Consider the following 18,813-nt stretch of genomic DNA (forward strand, 5'->3'; position numbering starts at 1 on the left):
CGCTGAATGGGCGCCGGCGATTGATTCGCTTGGCGAATCGTCACGCGGATGGGGGGTGCAACGATGGGGTGCTCACGCACTGCCGCGGCATAAGCGACACAAGGATCGCCGGCCAACTCTGTGTCCAGCCGCCGACGACTCCAACGGCCGCTTACCAATCAACGTATTGCCGACGCATCCTTCCCACGGCACCCACCAGCACCCGCTCAACGCCAATCGCCACCCCCATCCCCACCATCTGCGCAAACACAAACCCCCCGACATCCCCAGCCCGTATCCCCGCGAACGTCTGCGTGAGTGACCGCGCCAACGTGACCGCCGGGTTGGCGAACGAGGTGCTGGCGGTGAACCAGTACGCCGCGAAGATGTAGGTCGCCACCAGTGTGGCGACGCTCGCCGGCCGGTGGCGGACGCCCAGCAAGATGGTCAGCAGCAGGCCGAACGTGGCGACGGCCTCGCTGACCCAGATGCCGGCGCCGGTCCGCATCTGGATGCCCGGCTGGATCAGCGCGAGCCCGAACATCGCGTGGGCCAGGACGACGCCGGCGACCGCCACGCCGATCTGCACGATCACGTAGGCGACCGCGTCGCGCCACGGCAACTCCCGGCGCAATGCCATCGCGGCGGTCACCGCCGGGTTGAAGTGCGCCCCGGAGATCGGTCCGAAGATCGAGATCAGCACGTACAGCACGCCCGCGGTGGCGCCCGCGTTCGCCAGCAGCGCGATCGCGTCATTGCCCTGCGCCAGGCGCACGCCCATCACGCCGGAGCCGACCACGCAGGCGAGCAGCAGCATCGTGCCGAGACCCTCGGCCAGCAGGCGCCGCGCCAGCGGGTTCACAGCGAGGCCAGCAGCGCGCGCACCCGCGCCGAGATCTCGTCGCGCACCGCGCGGTAGGCGTCGTCGTCCATATGCCTGGGATCGGGCAGCGCCCAGTCCTCGCGACGTTTCGCGGGGACCCACGGGCACGAATCGCCGCAGCCCATCGTCACCACGGCGTCGAATTCGCCTTCGATGTCGTCCAGCGACTTCGAGCCGTGCGCGGCGAGGTCGTAGCCGAGCTCGGCCATGAAGCGGATCGCCTTCGGGTTGACGACCCCCGACGGCCGGGAGCCCGCGCTGAAGGCCTCGACGCCAACGCCCCCGTGGATCCGGGCGAAGGCCTCGGCCATCTGGCTGCGGTTGGCGTTCTCCACGCAGACGAACAGCACGCGCTTGCGGTGGGTCATCGGGCGGATCGCGGAGGGATCCGCCTCCGTGGCGGTTCGGAGCGACGGCATCAGCAGCAGCCGGACTTCGGCGCGCAGCACGACGCGGTCGGCGTCGCCGGCTTCGGCGTCATCGCCGCGACGTGCGGCGTGCATGCGGCGCCGTCGGTCGCGCAGGCCGCTTCGCCGGCGTAGTAGGTCGTCGCGTCGCCGGTGGTGTGGAAGGTCTCCCAGCGCGTGCCCTGCGGGTCCTCGATCCACAGCTTGTCGGAGTGGGCGTAGCAGCAGATCGCGGCCTCCTCGGGGACCACGGTGGTGCCGGCGGCGTCGAGGCGGCGGCCGAATTCCGCCAGGGCGGCGGCCGCGTCGACCTGGATGCCCAGGTGGTCGATGCCGGGCGCCCGGCCGGTGTTGGAAATCGCGAAGTTGACGCGCGGGTCCTCGAGCATCCACTTGGCGTAGTCGGGCTTGCGCACCGCCGGCTCGGCGGCGAACAGCGCGCTGTAGAAGCGGATGCCGGCCTCGAGGTCGGCGACGTTGAGGTGGACGTGGAAGCGGTTCATCGGCGCGGTCCTTTCGGGGCAGGAGGGCATGCGAGGGCGGGAGCGCAGGCCGCCTGGCCAGCGCAGCAGTTCTCGGTGAGGTAGGCGATCAGGGCGTTCATCTGCGCGTAGTTGGCGCGGACCCGGATGACGCGGCCCTCGCGCGCGTCCACCACCAGGCCCGCGGCACGCAGGGTGTTCAGGTGCGCGGTCAGCGTCGCGGGCGGCAGGTCGAGCTGCTCGCGCAACGCGCCGACGGCGAGGCCGTCAGCACCGGCCTGCACCAGCCGGCGGAACGCGGCCAGGCGGGTGACATGGCTGAGGGCGTTGAGGGCGGATACGGCGGTGAGGTCGTCCATGGATTCCATGTTTCCGGAAACATGGAAGTCTGTCAACGCGGAGTGGTGGGGGAGGAGGTGACCACCATCGTCGGTCCGGACGGCCAGGGCGCGGCGGTGCGAACGAGCGGCGCGCAAGGCCTTCGCCACGCTGCGGGTCTTGGCAGGTCTCCGGGTGTAGTGCTTGACCGCGGAGAGGTATGGCTTACGCGGAGCAGAAGCCTACCGCCCTGATCGTTCCGGTCGAACGATTCGCCTTGAACGGACCCATGACGATGCGAGTGCGAGAGTTTCGTCGACCATGTCGAGTTTCGACAGATCACTGAGGCCGTAACCTCGGTCTCGGACCCAGCGCACCATTGCAGCAGTCGACGCCATCGCAGATCCCGGGTTAAGCAAGCCCGCAGCAGCAGCGCGAGGCGCGTAATCGGACTTGGCAGGCGAAGTGCGTGAACTGCCATCGCCTCGAAACCAGCGACATGCACCGCGGGAGATTGCCGACCTCTAGGGCCACCCGCGCGGACCAGGCGATCGGCATGGAGACCCACGCTGAAGCGTATTCTCTTGGCGGGCTGACCTGTACAAGACGCGCTGGGTCATTTCAGCCTTGCCAGCCAAGGCGCGAGCGGTAAGCTCTCAGCCCATGACTTTGCGAAGTAGGGAATGCTCGAGAACAGGGTACGGGTCACCGGTGAATCTGATTCATGGCGATAATTGCCGAAATTGCGGCGGCTTGCGGAAGGGGGGGGCGCATGACCAATCGGTGGGTGTTCGAAAAGCAAACGAGAGATGGCGGCGCTGCGGGTGAGGCTGTTCGGAATGCTGTCGAAGGCGGTGGCTGGACTTCGGCCGAAGAGCTTCTCGTGCGGGAAGCCATTCAGAACAGCGTCGACGCAGGCGTCGATGAGAATCGACCGGTACGAGTTCGTTTTCGAGTCGATCACTTCACCGGTCGGGAAAAAACGGACTTCCTCAGTCGCCTGTCGCTCGGCGAGTTCGTGGATAGGCATCGCTCAGGGTCATTAAAGTTTTCACCAGGAAGTGTCATCGACGGCTACGATGATTCGACACGCCGACTCGATCTTCTCTATATCGAGGATTGGAACACGTGTGGTCTGGGTGGCGGGTTGACGGATCGCCTGAACGGTCACTTCTTCAGGCTCCTTTTCCTCATCGGGGAGGGATCGAAGGGGGCTAAGAACGACGGGTCCGGAGGGTCTTACGGCTTCGGAAAGGGTGTTTACTCGTACAGTTCGAACATCGGGATGATTTTCGTCTTCTCGGTTTTTGAGGAAACCGAAGAGACGAATGGTCAATGGGCCAGGTTGCTGGGCTGCGCCTATTTGCAGAGTCATACGCATGATCGTGTAGAGCACACCGGGCGTGCGTGGTTTGGGCGGCCCTCGCAGGGCAGCGACGGTCAGTCGCCATTTCCCATCACTAACGAGGAAGCCTGTCGACTGGCTGCGCAACTTGGATTCAGCAACCGAGAAAGGGAGGACCGCGGCACATCCGTTCTCGTGGTCGGATGCGACTCCTCGGAGGGAGAGCTGTCGCTCGAGAAGATTCGAAAGGCCGCGGAGACCTGGTGGTGGCCCCGGCTTTCGGACGACAAGTTGGTTGTGGAGCTGGTCGACCGATCTGGAACGCAGACGCGGCCAGACCCGATGAATCGTCTTGATCTGCGCCCGTATATTCAGGTGCGCCGTTGCATACAAGGGCACGATCGTCGGGAAGAAGTGGCCCTGAAGGAGTTCAATAGGTTAAAGACCCTTGAGGTCGGTCTGATTGGTGCCAGCCCGATTACCCCGGATCACGAGTCATTCGAGGATCTTTCTACTGCATCGGAAAGCGGCGAAGGATCGCACGGGAAGACCCCAGGGCATCGGACGGTTGCACTGATCAGGCGTCCCGGGATGGTGGTAGCGTATCAATCGTGGGGCGGCTCCCCAACGACAAGCGCGGTGGGAGTCTTCCAGGCTCACTCGGACATTGATCGGCACCTAAAGCTTTCCGAACCAGTAGAACACGATCGCTGGGATCCACGATCGCACCGTCTGGCCTCTATCACCGATGGAAACGTGGTGGTCGAGAAAACATTGAAGCGATGCAAGGACTTCTTTCGGAACTATCTGCGCGGGCTTCAACCCCCTCCTCCACCGCCGAAGTCTGGGCTGGACTGGCTGGGGCGGTTGCTGGGTCAAATCTTGAGTCCAAGAGAGCGCGGCCAGCCCGAAGGCCCGGGTGGGGAGCGCGGTCGTATAAGTATTCAGACCATTTTGGATCCCAGGCTCGTCGCCGGCTCGAAGCCTGGTTTGGTGCGGCTGGAGGCAAAGTATTCCCTAGGATTGAAGCCCGGAGAGGAAGGGCGTCCCGTCGTGCGGATCGCGCCACGGCTCCATGTGCTCGAGGGCGACTCTAGTCAGCGTGGAGAGCTGCTGGATGTAACGATTGCACACGCACACCAGGTCCGCGAGGGCGACAAGCCGGAGCTAGAGGTCGAGATGGCGCCCGACGTGAGATATGAGATCGAGATCGAATCGGGAGATTACTCTTCTGATTGGGCGGTTAGCCTTCATCTCGAGGCGGATATCGTAGTTAAAGAGGATGCTGCCGATGCGTAATCAGGTAGGCCTGAAGACTGTCAAGAACGCGACGATCCGGCCGTTTGGCTTCGCGGACGCCAATGCTTGGGCGGACGTGCAGTATCGATTCGATCCGGCGGAGGGTTGGCGAAGTGTTCTGGATCGCCCGATGGTCGTACTTCCTAACGTATGCCAAGACGTTCGGAAAGACGCGAAGCACGCATTTCGCGGAAGGATCGAGGATAGGGTGCTCGTCGAGGCCGGTTTAAAGCTTTCATCTGTGGAACTTCTCTTGCTCGTTCGAGATAACTTCGCCAAGCGCGTTCATATTATCGAACGAATGAGCGTCGATTCCGCCGCGGAATTCGAATGGAGCGTACCAAGGGACATCTGCGAGCAGCTTTCGAACGGAAGGCGAATCGAGTTTGAGTTCATTCTGGCAACCCGTACGCGGGCTAGCTTTCGTGGGGTGGAGGTCAAGCCGTACGGGCGACTTGCGAAGCACGAGGTAGTCGTCTCGAGCGAAAGTCAGGGCGTATCCTTCAATTTCATCAAGGCCTCTGCGGAGGACTTCGAGGTGAAAGGCCTCCCCTCAAAGACTGCTTGGCATTTGGACGTTTCCGACCCTCGGGTTCTGATCGAGGAATGTGATGATGTCTCTCAGGTCCTGCGAGTTTTCGTTCACGAGGATGCATGGTTGGAATTGCAGGAAATTCGCTCCGGAGATCCGACGGGCGAGGCGATTGGAACTTTCTTCATCGCTGCATTGGTCGAAGCAATTCTTGGTTTGGCAGCGGGAATTCCGGGCTTGACGCGAGAACAAATCGTCGAAGGGAGTGTTCTGAATCGCATCCTTACATGGGTTTCAAACCAGCAGGCTCCCCTCGATGGGATGGTGGATATTTTCATGGATCAGGGTGGATTCCACGCTCTGGGTGCACACGTCCAAGATGCCGTCAAGTTGACGAAGTCTCTGCGCAGATTGCACCTAGAGGGAGGCATCGACGAATGAGATATCCCATTGTTACGGTTGATCGCGCTCACGCTCTCCTGGAAGAGATCAGGACGAGCGGACACTGTCAGATTGAGTCTAGCGGGGTGGTTGCGACTGCCGGTGCTGGGGATCCGTTCGACCTGGAAGCGATCGAGGTGTTGGCTTCGGAGTTGGAAATTGTCCGTGGCAGCTTCGCTGAAGACCGAAAGGCATTCGACGCTGCGGCGTGTGAGAGAATCCATAGGGCTCTGCCGGATGGTGAGTGTCTTTCGGACGACGGCTTCTGGCGCTGGTTGGCGCTTGGTCCGCTCTTGGGGCTCGTCATGTGGCGATTCCCGTTGACGACGAAGGATCTCGAGGACGGGTCCACGGAGACCCTTCCCCCGAAACCTCAGAACTTCGGAATTGGAGCAAGCGCTCGTCAGCGATCGGAGTGCTATCCCTACAAGCTCTGGTTGCGTGCGGAATTAGGTAGGGTCGACGAAGGGGATGAGTACAGATTCGCCAGGCGAGGGGACGTCGATTTTTGGACGTCCCATATTCATCGCCAGTCGTATACGACCAATCGCCGCCTCTGTTCCGCTTTGGTCAGGTTCCAGTATCCCGACGAATTGGATGGACGACCCTACCTCCATTCCGGAGAGGAAGATCGTGATAGGAAGCGGTTCGGCATCCGCACGCTCGCGAAGCGAATCCGGCGCCTTCAAGCGACCTACGAGCTTACGCTGATGGATGATTCCGGGATCGAGCAGATGATCGTGGACCTTGCGACCGATTTGACCAGGAGTGGAAGTGCAGACGCTAGAGTTTGAGAGGTTCGAGATTACCGAGGGAAGGCTGATTCGACACCTGCGAATCGGTGACGTGGTTGGGAGTGAGTACCTGCCGTTGAGCGAATCGGTGGTTGAGGTGGATGGGAAAGACCAAGGGTTTGCTGATCTATGGGACCGACTGGTGCTGCGTGGAGCCGTTCCACGGCCGGTTCCTGGTGGTCGCCGCAGGAAGGTCCGGATCGTCGACCTGTTCTGTGGAGCAGGAGGACTTTCATTTGGCGTTTGCAGAGGACTGCGTGCGGTAGGGTTTGACCCAGTAGTTGAGTTCGCGGCAGACCTGGATCCTGACGCGTTACGGATCTACAAGCGGAATATTGGTCCTGTCGAGTGCGCTGTCCGTGATGCGGCCGAACTGGTGGACTTCGAATTGGGCGTCAAGCGCGGACGCGATTTCTTCAAGAAGTCGCCGTGGGTGAAGGACAGGAGGCTTGCGTCGCGCCTCTCGTGTGTGGACGTGCTGATTGGCGGCCCTCCTTGCCAAGGACATTCGAATTTCAATAATCACACACGACGATTCGATGAACGTAATGAGCTCTACTTGATCATGCCTGCTCTGGCGATTGCCTTGGATATACCCGTCGTGATCATTGAGAACGTTCGTGAAGTGAAGGTAGATCACCACAGGGTCGTAGATCGGACGAGGGAGCTGTTCGAGGATGCAGGCTACGGGGTATCCGAAGGAGTGATCTCGGCTCTGGATCTTGGTATCCCCCAAACGAGAAAGAGGTATTTTCTGGTCGCCACCAAGCCCGGCTCGGCTTCGGGCGGGGCCTTGGAAGATTATTGCGTTCTTAATCGGGCGAGAAGAACCTTGGATTGGGGAATTGGCGATCTCGAAGAGCGAGAGTTCGGAGGGCTTCACTCTCCTGCGGTGCTTTCGGCGGAGAACCGAAAGCGGATCGACTGGCTCTTTGACAACGATGCATTCGATCTTGCCGATTCAGTGCGTCCCGAGTGTCACCGGAACGGGCACAGTTACAAGTCGGTCTATGGTCGGCTCGCATGGGACAAGCCGGCTGGAACGATTACAACCGGATTCCACACGCCCGGCCGAGGTCGCTATGTCCATCCATCTCAGCGGCGCGCATTGACCGCGCACGAGGCCGCCAGGATCCAGGGGTTCCCGGATAGTTTCGAGTTCCTGTCGGCGGAAGGTGAGAAGCCAACGAACAAGACGCTGGCGAAAGTGATTGGAGATGCCGTTCCACCCGTGATGGGTGAAGCGGCGATTCTTGCGGCACTTCGCCAGAAGCAGGCCCTATGCAAGGAGCTGTCGGTTGCCTGACGCAGTTGTGGTCGATGCGCGTGTCTCGGCCAGGATGGCGCGAACAACAGGTCGGGACAACGAGTGGGAACGGAGCGTTCGATCGTGCCTTCACCGAAGAGGTCTTCGTTTCAGACTCCACTACAAAGTGTCAGGGCTGCCGCGGCGGACTGTGGATATTGCGATGCCCGGAAAACGCATCGCGATATTTCTCGACGGCTGTTTCTGGCATTCCTGCCCGATTCACGGAACTCACCCAAAGAGCAACGGAACATGGTGGCGGGAGAAGTTGCGAGCCAATCAAGTGCGAGATGACGACACGAACCGTAGGCTCGACAAGCTGGGTTGGCGAGTGCTTCGCTTTTGGGGACACCAGCCGATTTCGGAGATCGTCGATCTTATCGAAGAGGCTGCCCGCAGACTCCGGTGAGGTTTCTGATCGAGGATTCTCCTTGGGGGGCGATTCCTCCGTGAGCGTTATCCCTTGAACCGATTCTCCCGATGCCACCGCAGGAACTGCGGATGCGGCCGATGCGCCTCCGTCTCGGGCAGTCGCAGCATTCGGTCCGGGCGCATCAGGCGGACGAGGTCGTCCGGGACCCCCGACGAGGCGACGATGATCCGGTAGGAGTCGTCGACGGAAATCAGTCCGCGATCGAACATCCAGTGCGCTGTGCCGGTCAGCGCCAAGCCGTTGCGGACGGTGTCCGGCCCGTCATGTTCCACCGGCCAGATATGCGCCGCCTGCACCTCGGGGCGGCCGCCACCATTGATCAGACGTAGGCCGGTGATGGCGCAAGTGTTGTCGTAGGCCTTGCGGACATGGCGTCGGAAGGCGAAATCGCGGAACTTGCGCGTCTCCAGGCGCTGGATCAGCGGACGCGGGCCGTAGTCGGGCGGTTGGTCATCGTGATCGTTGATCCCAGCTATGGGCAGCATCGGATCGGTGTGCTGCTCCCAAGGATCCGGGAGGGTCGACAGGCTCGCCTGCACGATGGCGTCGAACTCCTCGCGCGGGATCAGTCGCACAGCGCGCCCGAATGCGCCCTTGTTGGTTTCCCCGTCGGCGCGACGCAGCAGCGACTCCCAATAGTGGGCGCCCTCGCGAAACGCGACGGGACGATCGAGTTCCAGGTACCCGGCCATGCGGGCGTAGAAGTGGTCGTCGCGGTTCGGGTCGCGCTCGATCCCGATGACCTTCGCGACGGCGAAATAGGCCTGCCGCCCGGAACGGTCGTTGGCACCACGAAGGCGCCGCGGCTCGTAATAGAGGATCCAGTCGCCGACCGCCTCCCGCGCCTGATTCAGGTAAGTCTTGGGGAAGTGGTACTGGAACTCGGGATGGTCGTCGTAGGCCGAACTCTCGGACGTCGTGAATACCGCATTCGCCATGGCAGCCCTCCTTGCGGACCAGGCTACCAGGTGGGCACCGCGCCGCTCACCACCTGCCGAACGGTGACGCCCGGACGTCCCATCCCACGTGCGCGATCGCCTCGAATCTTCGAATCAGTTCGTCGAGCGCCGCACTCGGCACCGAGCTCTGCTTCGACGCCACCCGCGCCGCCTTCAGCCCCACGAACTCATGAAACGCATGGTCGAGATCGTCCCCCTCCCGGTCCTCGACCCCACACTCCTCGAGGTGCTGCGCCTGCAATGCCGGCAAGCCGACCTGCTCGGGTACGAACAGGTCGCCGGATTCCAGCGTGCGGCGGATGGCGGCTTCCCTCTCGGCGGACGCCCGCCCGGCAAGCAGCACGCGGCCCGGCGTCTTCCAGTTGCCGGCGTCGCGGTATTGGTAGTGGAACCAGCACAGGTCCGTCATGGCGATCGGTCCGTCGGAAGTCAGCGCCAGCTTGGCGAGGCGCCGTCTCACACCCCAGGACACCCGCTCGCTCCCGCTGTCGCCGTCCACCCGCACTGACGACTTCACCCACGCGGCCGCCAGAACGGTCGCCGCCGACGCGCACTGACGCTTACCCGAACCCCGCAACCGGCTGAAAACACGCGCCTGGTCCCGGCGATGCAAGCCGCCACGTACTTAAGCGCCCGCAGCGCTGGCGCCGTGGCCGCCGATGCCGTTACCCAGCAAGGGACGCCAACCACCCGGGGAGGGGTGGCGCGGCCGGCACAGGGGAAAGCCATGATCCAGTCGACGATCATCGACGTCGTCATCGGGCTGACGTTCGTGTTCCTGCTCTTCAGCTTCTGCGCGACGGCACTGGTCGAGGCGCTCGGCGAGCTGCGGCAGTGGAAGGGCCGGCTGCTGCTCGGCAAGCTCGAGGCGCTGCTCGGGGCGGACCTGGTGGTGCACTTCTATTGCGAGCGGCGGGTCGCCGACCTGGCGAGTGGCGCGGCGCCGAAGCTGCGGCAGCCGACGGACTCCACCCGGCCGGGCGCGTCGCTGGTCGACCGCCTGCAGGCGCGTTGGTGGAGCCTGGTCGAGGGCAGCACCGTGATCGGCCGGTTCACCTCGAAGTCGATCGGCGACGCCCGCTTCCTCGCCGAACGCATGGGCGCGGGCCGGCTGCCGGCCTACATCCCCGAAAGCGTCTTCGCCGACGTGATGCTGGACTGGCTGCAGGGCGTGAGCCTGCCGACCGCGCTGCAGCCCGGCACGCAGAACGCGCGGCCGCTTCCCTACGATCTGGCCGAACTGTGGTCGCGCATGAACCGCCGCGCCGGCGGCGACCAGCGCCTGCTGCGCGAGGAGCTGGTGCGCTGGTTCCGCCAGGCCGCCGAGCGCACCAGCGGCGAGTTCAAGCGGCGCACGCGCACCGCGCTGTACGTGGTCGGCGCGCTCCTGGTGGTGGCGCTGAACCTCGACGCGATCCGCATGGCGCGCACGCTCTACGCCGATCCGCTGGTGCGCATGCAACTGGCCGATTCCGGCGCCGCCTTCGTCGCCAGCTGCCCGGACGGCGGCACGAGCTGCCCGGAGTTCCAGCGGAAGGCGCGCGAGGCGCTGCAGCGGGTCGCGCAGGAGTCGTCGTCCGGGCTGATCGGCTGGAACCTGGCGACGCCCGACGAAGCGACCGAACCGGGCGCCGATGGTGGGACCCCGCTCGCCGACCAGGCCGCGCGGCCGCCACGGTCCTGGCCGCAGCGCGTGCTGCCGGCGCTCGCGATGGGCTTCGGCTGGCTGCTGACGGTCCTCGCGATCGGCATGGGCGCCGATTTCTGGTTCGGCCTCCTCAAGCGCGTGGTGGCGATCCGCAATGCCCAGCGTGTGTCGGCCACCGACGAGCCACTGTCGCCGGCCGCAGCCGCGCCGGCCGAGACGCCGGCGCCGAGCCACGGCCCCGCGCGGGCGCCGCTCGACATCGCCCGCCCCGAATTCGCGCGGCTGAAGGGTTTCCAGCCGCTGCGCTTCGCCGAAAGCAATGTGCACGCGTTCTGGCTCGGGCATTTCGCCAGCCTCGCCTACAGCCAGCTGCGCGAGCTGGAGGGCTCGCCGCTGCTGGCGAACCACGAGCTCGAGGTGCGGGCCTTCGACCGCGGCGGCACCCAGGCCTTCCTGTTCACCGGCGAGGCGGTGGCGATCCTGGCCTTCCGCGGCACCGAGAAGACCCTCGAGGACTGGCTGACCGATGCGCGCGTCGCGCAGGTCGACAACCCGTGGCAGGCCGGCGCCGGCATCGGCGTGCACCAGGGTTTCCACGCCGCGCTCGACCAGATCTGGGAGCCGCTGCGCGCGGCGCTCGCCGCATTGAAGACGCCGGTATGGCTCACCGGCCACAGCCTCGGCGGCGCGCTGGCGGTGCTGACTGCTTACCGGGTGTTCGTGGAGCCGCGCGAGGGCATGCCGACGATCGGCGGTGTCTACACCTTCGGCCAGCCGCGCGCCGGCAACGGCGACTTCGTCCGCCGCTGTCCAGTCGAGCTGGCGCAGCGGATCTACCGCTACGTCAACGCCAGCGACCTCGTGCCGCTGGTGCCGCCGCCGCACCTGGGCGGCTACGACCATCTCGGCCATTTCCGCTACTTCGACGGCAGCGGCCGCCTGCACCACGAACGCACGCTGTGGGAACGCATCGCCGAACGGCTGACGCCGGCGCTGGTGAAGCTGACCGACAAGGACGCCGACTGGCGCGAAGAGCTGGCCAGACATGCGCGCGAACGCATCGAGAACCACGCGATGTCGCGCTACATCGAATGCCTCGAACGCATCGACGCCGTGCGTGCGCTCGCGACGCGCGACGCGGGGCAGGGCATCGCCGACGACCACGGAAGGAGAGCCGCATGAACATCCGATTCGCCCTCGTACTGCTGATCGCCGCGCTGACGCTCGCGTGCTCGAATGTCCGGCCGGTGCCGGTCACCGCAGCGAACGCCGGCGCACCGGGACTGCGCTTCTACATGACGCGGCCCTTCATCGTCGTGAACCGGCCGTTTCCGATCCAGTCCGAGGTCCATCTGGCGCGGGCGCTGGTCTCGGCGGATGGCGCCCGGGTGCGGATCCTCAGCGGTCCGCCCGAGCTCACGGCGCTGATCGGGACGCTGCCGACGGAGGTGAATGCCGACCGCGTCTGGGTCATGCCGCGTCAGCCGGGAGCAGGGCCTGCCCCGGAAGTGGCGGACGGTGATCGCCACGCGCCGAGGCCACGGGCCCAGGGCAGTGAAGGGGACGCCGGCAGCGAACCGCCCGCCGGAGGCGCGGCAACGACGCCCGAAAAACCGGCATCGGCCAGCGACACCGGGGCCGAAAGCCGACGCATCGCGATGGCCAACATCACCGCGACCACCGACATCACCGCGCTTCCGCGCTTCCAGCTCAACGAGTCGGTGTCGCTGATCTTTCTTCCCGACTTCGAGCGCGAGTTCGTCGTGGAAACCAGGAACAAGCTCGGCCTCACCCGGGCGACGCTGAACATGGGGCCGGGGAACACGTTCCTGGGTTTCTCGGCCGAGGTCGACAACAGCGCGATCGGTGAGTTGCTCGTCGACAGCTTCAGGACGCTGCTCGATGCCGGGACACAGAACCTGCTCGGTCTGCTGCCGTCCACCACGCCGACGGCCCAGAGCTCGCCTGGGAATTTGCGCGATCAGCAGGTCGCCGACCGCGAAGTCACCCTGCGCGTGCACCGGATCCGGATGGCCGCGATCGGTGTCTATCCGCTGACCAAGCCCAATGAGGTGGCGTCGGACCCGAAGCCCGACACCGATCGCAACTATCTGCGGCCCGTCGCCGGTTATCAGGTTCCTTACGACTACTACGAAGTCCTGCTGTTCGAGGCGTTGCTGGACGACAGCAGCTGGGCATGGCCTGGTGCCGCAAGCAGCGGCGGGGGTGGCGCGCAGGCGCAGGCACCACGCGCAGAGATCTGCAGCGGTCGCCCGAACGAGGCGATGCTCGAGTCGTGGTGGGGCCGGCGCAAGCGCGAGCTCGACCAGGCCGCCGGGGGCAAGCTCGCCGCCTACGCGCTCGAGGTCGCGATGGAAGACCCGGCGGCCGAGTGCCACGCCAATGTGACCCTCACCCTCGTCGGACCCGCGCCAGCGGATGCGGCCCTGATGCAGGGCGTGAAAGCCGCGTTCGAGAAGGAGTACGGGAACGCGCGCGCCACGATGGCGACCCGGACGCCTGCACCATGAGCCGATACCGCCCCGGCTGGGGCGCCCTGCCGATGAGGGAGCGTTGCCGCCTCATCGTCGGGCTGGCGCGCGAGCTCGCCGATGACCCGCCCCTGTGCTTTCTGGACTGGGGCGTGATCGGGGTCGCGGCCGGTTGGCGGGAACACGAGCGCGAGGGCCGCGTGAGCCGGGGCCGCGCGCCGGTCCTAGCCCTGATGGTCCGGCGCAAGCGGCCGATGGCGTCCATCGCCGCAGCGCGCCGCATTCCCCCGTGCTGGCCGGTCACGCTGGGGCAGGGCAGGTCGCGGCGGCGCTATCAGGTCCCGATCGATGTCTGCCGGCTTCCGAGGGCCTCAGCACACGGGCCGCGGGTGGCGCTTTCCAACGGCAGCGGCCGGGAAGGGGCGGCCTGCGTGGTGCTCGAGGACGACGTCGACTGGCGGTGGCTGCTGAGCTGCCATCACGTGATCGGCGATTCCAGCGTCGATCCCGGGCTCGTCCCCAGGGCCTCGCTGGGCATCACGCTTCGTGGACGCAACGGCCTTCACCGGCTCGACCCGCTGCGCCGCTTCGGCCTGCTGCGTGCCGGCAGGCGCAAGTGCGTCGACGCCGCGCTCGCCCGAATCGACCCCGCCGACCCGGTTGGGCCAGCCGACTGGAGCCGTTACCCCCATGCGGTGGCGGACACCGATGCGCACTGGAAAGACGAGGCGCGGATGCTCAGCCCGCGCGGGCCGATCAGGCTGCGCTTCGTTCGCCACCATCACGACCTGACCGTCCATTACCTGTCGGGCGCAAGCGCCGGGATACGCGAGCTGTTCGAGTTCCATGCGGTCGATGCCGTGCCGCAGGGCGGTGACAGCGGCTCGGCGGTGCTCGATGGCGAAGGGCGCTGGCTCGGCATGCACATCGCCGGCGACAGCCGCGCCAGCTTCGTATTGCCGGCGTATGTCCTGCTGGACCCCAACGCGCTGCAAGCGCGCTATTACCTGTCGACCTCCTGAGGAGAGAGCCATGAACTACCCCGGCCGCGTCATCCGCAAGGGCGAAACCGACACCACGATCATGCGCGCGATCCGCGCCCGCCTGCGCGAGCTGCAGTTCACGCTCGCCGCCACCGGCGCCTTCGACGACGCGGTGCTGTCGGCGGTGAAGAACTTCCAGTCCCGCAACGTCGACAGCGCCGGCCGCGTGCTCGTCTCCGACGGCAAGATCGGACCGCTGACCTGGGCGGCGCTGTTCGCCGATCCGGTGCCGGTGGTGCGCGCAGTGCAGGGCGCGCTGCCCAGCGAGGCGCTGGCCATCGCCCGCACGCAGCTCGGCGTGCGCGAGATCCCGGTCAATTCCAACCGCGGCGCCGACGTCGAGAAATACCTGGCCTCGGTCGGCCTCGGCGGCGGTTACGCCTGGTGCGCGGCCTTCGTCTACTGGTGCCTGTCCGAAGCCGCGAAGGCCACCGGCCAGCCCAATCCCTGCCTGAAGACCGGCGGCGTGCTCAAGCAATGGCAGCACGCGAAGAACCAGCGCCTCGAGACCGTCTCCGCCACCGCCGCCCGCAACGACCCCGGCCTGCTGCGCCCCGGCATGGTGTTCGTGATCGACCACGGCCGCGGCCTGGGCCACACCGGGTTCATCAGCCGGGTGCAGGGCGGGTTGTTCGAAACCATCGAGGGGAACACCGATGGCTCGAAGACGCGGGAAGGGGGTGGGGTTTATGTGTTGCAGAGGAAGGTCGGGGAGATCAATGCGGGCTACATCGCCTACGGATAGCGCCGTGGCGGGCGGCGGGACTTTCACGGCCCGCAACGCAGGCGCCCGGCATGGTTGCAGCACATTCCCACGAGCTCGCAACCGATGAAGAACGTCGACCTTCACATCGAAGACAGCCGCGGCGAGGGCCGCCCCATCGTCCTGATCCACGGCTGGCCACTCTCCGCCGCCGCCTGGGCGCCGCAGATCGAGGCGCTGCAGGAGGCCGGCTTCCGCACCATCGCCTACGACCGCCGCGGCTTCGGCCACTCGGCGAAGCCGGCCTCGGGCTACGACTACGACACCTTCGCTGCCGATCTCGCCGGGATCCTCGACGAGCGCGACCTGCGCGACGTCACCCTGGTCGGTTTCTCGATGGGCGGCGGCGAGGTCGCGCGCTACGTGCGCGACCACGGCCAGGCGCGGCTGCATTCGCTGGTGTTCGCCGCGGCGGTCACGCCCTTCCTGCTGAAGGGCCCGGACAACCCCGACGGCCCGTTGACGCCGGAGGCGGCGCAGGAGAAAGCCGACAAGTACGCCGCCGGCCGCCACGCGTATTACGACGAGTTCACCCGCAAGTTCTTCTCGGCCAATGACCGGCTGATGGTCAGCGAGGCAGAGCGCGAGGACGCGCTGCGGATCTGCGAGCAGGCCGACCCGGCGGCCGCCGCGGCCTGCATGGACGCCTTCGCCACCACCGATTTCCGCCCGGACCTGGCCATGATCACGGTGCCGACACTGGTGATCCACGGCGACGCCGACGCGATCCTGCCGCTCGAGAAGACCGGTGCGCGCACGCACGCGGCGGTGAAGGGCAGCGAACTGGTGGTGATCCCCGATGGTCCGCATGGCCTCAACACCAGCCACACCGAGCAGTTCAACCAGGCGCTGATCGACTTCCTGCAGCGCTGAACCACCACCCTCTATCACCACTGTGGGAGCGCCTTCAGGCGCGATGCCTTCTTCAGTTCGAAGCATCGCGCCTGAAGGCGCTCCTACAGAGGCTCGTCCGCGACGGCGGCGCCGACCAGGTAAGCGCAACCCGCCCTCAGCCCTTGTCCTGCACTCCCCGCGGGTAACGGCTGCGGCCGCCTTCGGAGAAGCGCACTTCCAGCGCCACGACCTGGCCGCCTTCGCGTTCGAAGGCCACGCGCCGCAGCGGGTTCTCGACATCGAAGAACACGCCGTTGCCGAGCGCACGCAGGGTGCGCGCCGGGCGGCGGCGGTCGTACATCATCAGGTTGCCGTTCTCGAGCGCGACGCGGATCTGGCCGTATTCGCCGACATAGGCGGCGAGCTCGCCGGCGCCGGTGCTTTCGCGCGGCGCCTTCAGCGCTTCCAGCACCCAGCGGTAGCCCATCGGGGTGTCGGCGCCGCGGCGGCTCACATAGGCCTCGAGCGCATGCACCTGCGCCACCTGCAGCGCATCGCGGGCCGGCACCTCGATCGCCGGGATCACGCCGTCGCCTTCCCAGTTGCTGCCGGTGACCGGATTGATTGGGCTGCCGGTGGAGACGAACACGCTGAAGCCTTCGCCGGCGTCGAAGGGGCGGCCGGGGTTGGCGGCGCCGACGCTGCGCTCGCCGACGACGGTGGCGCGGCCGGCATTGGCGACGGTGTAGGCGAAGGCCTCGGCGGCCGAACCGGTGCGCCCGCTGGTGAGCACGTACAGCGGCACGTCCAGGCGCGGCGCCGGGTGCCAGACCTCCGGCGCTTCCGACAGCCGCCGCTCGCGCATCACGAAGGTGTTGAAGATGTCGCTGCCGGGTCTGGTGAAGGCGCTGGACAGGTAGCCGACCATCGCCGGCGAGCCGCCGCCGTTGTCGCGCAGGTCGATCACCACCGCGTCGGTCCACTGCACGAAGGTCAGCGCCGCGTCGATCGCGGCGCGGGCCGGATCGTTCGGGTCCTCGAAATCGATGTGGGCGAACTCGCCCATGTCCAGGTAGCCGATGTTGCCGGGCAGCACCTGGGCCGAGCGCAGCCCATGCCAGAACGCCTCCTCGTCCTCGTCCTCGCCCGGCGGCGGGCCCGGCGGCGGACCGGCACCGGGCGGCGGCGGCAGGGCGGGGCCGGAACCCGGCGGCGCCCAACGCACGTGGAAGTGGCGGTCGAGCGGCTGCAGGCGGGCGGTCAGCGCGGTCGCCAGGTCGACCGCGGCGGTGTGGGCGTCGTAGCGGCCGGCGGCGGCTTCGTTGCGCAGCGTGGCGGCGATTTCGGCGCCGCGTTCGGCATTCCAGTAGTAATCCTCGATCTGGATGGCGACGGCGTCGACGGTTTCGCGCGGCGGGCGGGCGCCGGCGACGGCGGTGAACATCAGCAGCAACAGCAGCAGGGCGATGCGGGTCATCGAGGGACTCCGGGTGGCATTCGCCGGGGAGATGCGCCGGGCGGGAAAAGCGTCGCAGCGGCGGCGAGCGGCGTCCCGGGGCCGCAGCGGACACCGGCAATCGGGGGTCCGCTATGCTGGGCGCATGCTCGCCCCGACCCCGCCGGACCCCGGCCTCCGCGAATTCCACCTGCACGGCGAACGCAGCCTCGGCGCCGCGATCGACGCGGTCGACACCTTCCTGCGCACGGCCGTCGCCGACGGTGTGCGCGGCGTGCTGGTCGACGTGCGCGGCCTCGGCGGCTTCGCGCCACCGGACCTGGCCGCGCGCGCTGCGATGGTGCGCCGTTTCGCGGCCATCTGCGGCGGCCGCCTGCACCTGGCGATGCTGTGCCCGCCGCACTACCTCGACGAAGAGCGCTTCGGCGTCGTGATGGCGCGCGGGCTCGGGCTCGAGGGCGCGGCGTTCGAGGACGAGGCCGAGGCGCGGGCGTGGCTGGCGCAATCGGCGGGCACGCGCTGAACTCGCACGACGACCACCCCGCCTTCGCATTCCGCTGAGTTCAATGGGGTCCGTCCCCGTAGGACGGGGTACGTCCCCGTAGGAAAAGGCTGACGATGCGATTACTCGCCGAGGGCTTCTGGAACCTGCGCGGCCACCACCGCCTCGCCGGACTGCTCGACATCGGCACCCAGATGTCGGTCGCGCGGCGCCCGAACGGCAAGCTCGTGCTGATCGACGGCATCGACCTCGACGACGCCCAGCGCGCGGCGCTGCTGGCCGCGACCGACGACGGCGAGCTCGTCGAGGCGATCATCCACGTGCATCCCTTCCACACCCTGCACGTGGCGGCGCTGCACGCGCTGTTCCCGCGGGCGACGCTGTACGGCACCGGCCGCCACCAGACGCGCTTCCCGACGCTGCCCTGGGTCGGCCGCCCGCTGGAGGCCTGGGGCGCGCGGCATGCGCTCGCCGACACCTTCGAGCTGTCGGTGCCGGCCGGCGTCGATTTCGTCTGCCTCGACGAGCGCGTGCACGTCGGCTCGGTGCTGCTGCGCCACCGCGCCACCGGCATCGTCCACGTCGACGACACCCTGAACGTGCTCGCCGCGCCCGGCCCGTTCGGCAGCCTGCTGCCGCAGTCCGGCCTGCGCATGCACCCGATGCTCGGCAAGGCGCTGCTGCCGGAAGCCGGCGCCGCCGACGCCTACACCGGCTGGGCCCGCGACCTCGCCCGGCGCTGGGACGGCGCGCCCTTCGTCTGCGCGGCGCATTCGGCGGTGCGCGAACTGGCGCCCGGTGCGTTCCGTGCGGAAGTCGAGGCGGCGCTGGCGAAGGTGGAGCGGACGCTGGACGCGCATCGCAGGCGCTACGGCTGACGCGATTCCTGCGCGCTGC

General features: G+C 66.6%; 19 protein-coding genes. 12 read left to right on the plus strand and 7 right to left on the minus strand.

Going from position 1 to position 18,813, the window contains the following annotated elements; genetic code table 11:
* Positions 1 to 151: 151 nt before the first annotated feature.
* Genes K311_RS14850 through K311_RS0102135 form a run of 4 tightly spaced genes read right to left on the minus strand, consistent with a single transcriptional unit; the run spans position 152 to position 2,110 of the window.
* Positions 152 to 841 carry an aquaporin gene (locus K311_RS14850; protein ID WP_081683224.1) on the minus strand — a complete coding sequence of 230 codons (690 nt, stop codon included), beginning with the start codon at positions 839 to 841 and terminating at the stop codon, positions 152 to 154.
* Positions 838 to 1,365, minus strand: a complete 528-nt coding sequence (locus K311_RS0102125) for an arsenate reductase ArsC (protein ID WP_245570615.1) — start codon at positions 1,363 to 1,365, stop codon at positions 838 to 840. Before K311_RS0102125 ends, K311_RS14850 begins: the two co-directional genes overlap by 4 nt.
* Entirely contained in the window at positions 1,281 to 1,772 is a 492-nt protein-coding gene (locus K311_RS0102130) for an ArsI/CadI family heavy metal resistance metalloenzyme (protein ID WP_026815953.1), read from the minus strand. Before K311_RS0102130 ends, K311_RS0102125 begins: the two co-directional genes overlap by 85 nt.
* Entirely contained in the window at positions 1,769 to 2,110 is a 342-nt protein-coding gene (locus K311_RS0102135) for an ArsR/SmtB family transcription factor (RefSeq protein WP_026815954.1), read from the minus strand. Before K311_RS0102135 ends, K311_RS0102130 begins: the two co-directional genes overlap by 4 nt.
* A 731-nt stretch (positions 2,111 to 2,841) precedes the next feature.
* Here K311_RS0102135 and K311_RS18280 point away from each other — a divergent pair.
* From K311_RS18280 to K311_RS18955, 5 genes are read left to right on the plus strand one after another with little or no spacing between them, the layout of a single operon-like run.
* Entirely contained in the window at positions 2,842 to 4,713 is a 1,872-nt protein-coding gene (locus tag K311_RS18280; RefSeq protein ID WP_154659417.1) for a hypothetical protein, read from the plus strand.
* Entirely contained in the window at positions 4,706 to 5,686 is a 981-nt protein-coding gene (locus K311_RS18285) for a hypothetical protein (protein WP_154659418.1), read from the plus strand. The genes K311_RS18280 and K311_RS18285 overlap by 8 nt, the downstream gene beginning before the upstream one ends.
* Complete coding sequence (locus tag K311_RS18995) at positions 5,683 to 6,480, plus strand: DUF6339 family protein (RefSeq protein WP_026815956.1); 798 nt, start codon at positions 5,683 to 5,685, stop codon at positions 6,478 to 6,480. Before K311_RS18285 ends, K311_RS18995 begins: the two co-directional genes overlap by 4 nt.
* Positions 6,461 to 7,786 (plus strand): DNA cytosine methyltransferase, encoded by a 1,326-nt coding sequence (locus K311_RS17940; protein ID WP_161627285.1) that lies wholly within the window; start codon positions 6,461 to 6,463, stop codon positions 7,784 to 7,786. The genes K311_RS18995 and K311_RS17940 overlap by 20 nt, the downstream gene beginning before the upstream one ends.
* A gap of 7 nt (positions 7,787 to 7,793) precedes the next feature.
* Positions 7,794 to 8,195 (plus strand): very short patch repair endonuclease, encoded by a 402-nt coding sequence (locus tag K311_RS18955; RefSeq protein ID WP_425476567.1) that lies wholly within the window; start codon positions 7,794 to 7,796, stop codon positions 8,193 to 8,195.
* A 47-nt stretch (positions 8,196 to 8,242) separates the two neighbouring features.
* Here K311_RS18955 and K311_RS0102150 read toward each other — a convergent pair whose 3' ends face one another.
* Together K311_RS0102150 and K311_RS0102155 are read right to left on the minus strand one after the other, a co-directional pair.
* Positions 8,243 to 9,157 (minus strand): HNH endonuclease, encoded by a 915-nt coding sequence (locus tag K311_RS0102150; protein ID WP_026815957.1) that lies wholly within the window; start codon positions 9,155 to 9,157, stop codon positions 8,243 to 8,245.
* Positions 9,158 to 9,203: 46 nt separating this feature from the next.
* Positions 9,204 to 9,650: a hypothetical protein gene (locus K311_RS0102155; protein ID WP_154659419.1), complete on the minus strand. Its 447-nt coding sequence runs from the start codon at positions 9,648 to 9,650 to the stop codon at positions 9,204 to 9,206.
* Between the two features lie 255 nt (positions 9,651 to 9,905).
* Here K311_RS0102155 and K311_RS17375 point away from each other — a divergent pair, with 255 nt between their 5' ends.
* The 5 genes from K311_RS17375 to K311_RS0102180 all read left to right on the plus strand — a co-directional run bounded on the left by K311_RS17375 (position 9,906) and on the right by K311_RS0102180 (position 15,997).
* Positions 9,906 to 12,008 (plus strand): lipase family protein, encoded by a 2,103-nt coding sequence (locus K311_RS17375; RefSeq protein WP_051239382.1) that lies wholly within the window; start codon positions 9,906 to 9,908, stop codon positions 12,006 to 12,008.
* The gene (locus tag K311_RS0102165; RefSeq protein WP_026815959.1) at positions 12,005 to 13,357 is read left to right on the plus strand and encodes a hypothetical protein; all 1,353 of its coding nucleotides are present in this window, start codon (positions 12,005 to 12,007) and stop codon (positions 13,355 to 13,357) included. The genes K311_RS17375 and K311_RS0102165 overlap by 4 nt, the downstream gene beginning before the upstream one ends.
* Entirely contained in the window at positions 13,354 to 14,340 is a 987-nt protein-coding gene (locus K311_RS0102170) for a hypothetical protein (RefSeq protein WP_026815960.1), read from the plus strand. Before K311_RS0102165 ends, K311_RS0102170 begins: the two co-directional genes overlap by 4 nt.
* A 10-nt stretch (positions 14,341 to 14,350) precedes the next feature.
* Entirely contained in the window at positions 14,351 to 15,106 is a 756-nt protein-coding gene (locus K311_RS0102175) for a CHAP domain-containing protein (RefSeq protein ID WP_051239383.1), read from the plus strand.
* Between the two features lie 84 nt (positions 15,107 to 15,190).
* Positions 15,191 to 15,997, plus strand: a complete 807-nt coding sequence (locus K311_RS0102180) for an alpha/beta fold hydrolase (protein ID WP_026815962.1) — start codon at positions 15,191 to 15,193, stop codon at positions 15,995 to 15,997.
* A 136-nt stretch (positions 15,998 to 16,133) separates the two neighbouring features.
* Here K311_RS0102180 and K311_RS17380 read toward each other — a convergent pair whose 3' ends face one another.
* Positions 16,134 to 17,435, minus strand: a complete 1,302-nt coding sequence (locus tag K311_RS17380; protein ID WP_051239384.1) for a S41 family peptidase — start codon at positions 17,433 to 17,435, stop codon at positions 16,134 to 16,136.
* Between the two features lie 124 nt (positions 17,436 to 17,559).
* Here K311_RS17380 and K311_RS0102190 point away from each other — a divergent pair, with 124 nt between their 5' ends.
* Together K311_RS0102190 and K311_RS0102195 are read left to right on the plus strand one after the other, a co-directional pair.
* On the plus strand, positions 17,560 to 17,937 hold the full coding sequence (locus tag K311_RS0102190; protein WP_026815963.1) for a hypothetical protein: 378 nt from the start codon (positions 17,560 to 17,562) through the stop codon (positions 17,935 to 17,937).
* Positions 17,938 to 18,032: 95 nt separating this feature from the next.
* Complete coding sequence (locus K311_RS0102195; RefSeq protein WP_026815964.1) at positions 18,033 to 18,794, plus strand: hypothetical protein; 762 nt, start codon at positions 18,033 to 18,035, stop codon at positions 18,792 to 18,794.
* Positions 18,795 to 18,813: the final 19 nt, after the last annotated feature.

This window comes from Arenimonas composti TR7-09 = DSM 18010 (assembly GCF_000426365.1).
GTDB classification, from domain to species: Bacteria; Pseudomonadota; Gammaproteobacteria; order Xanthomonadales; family Xanthomonadaceae; genus Arenimonas; species Arenimonas composti.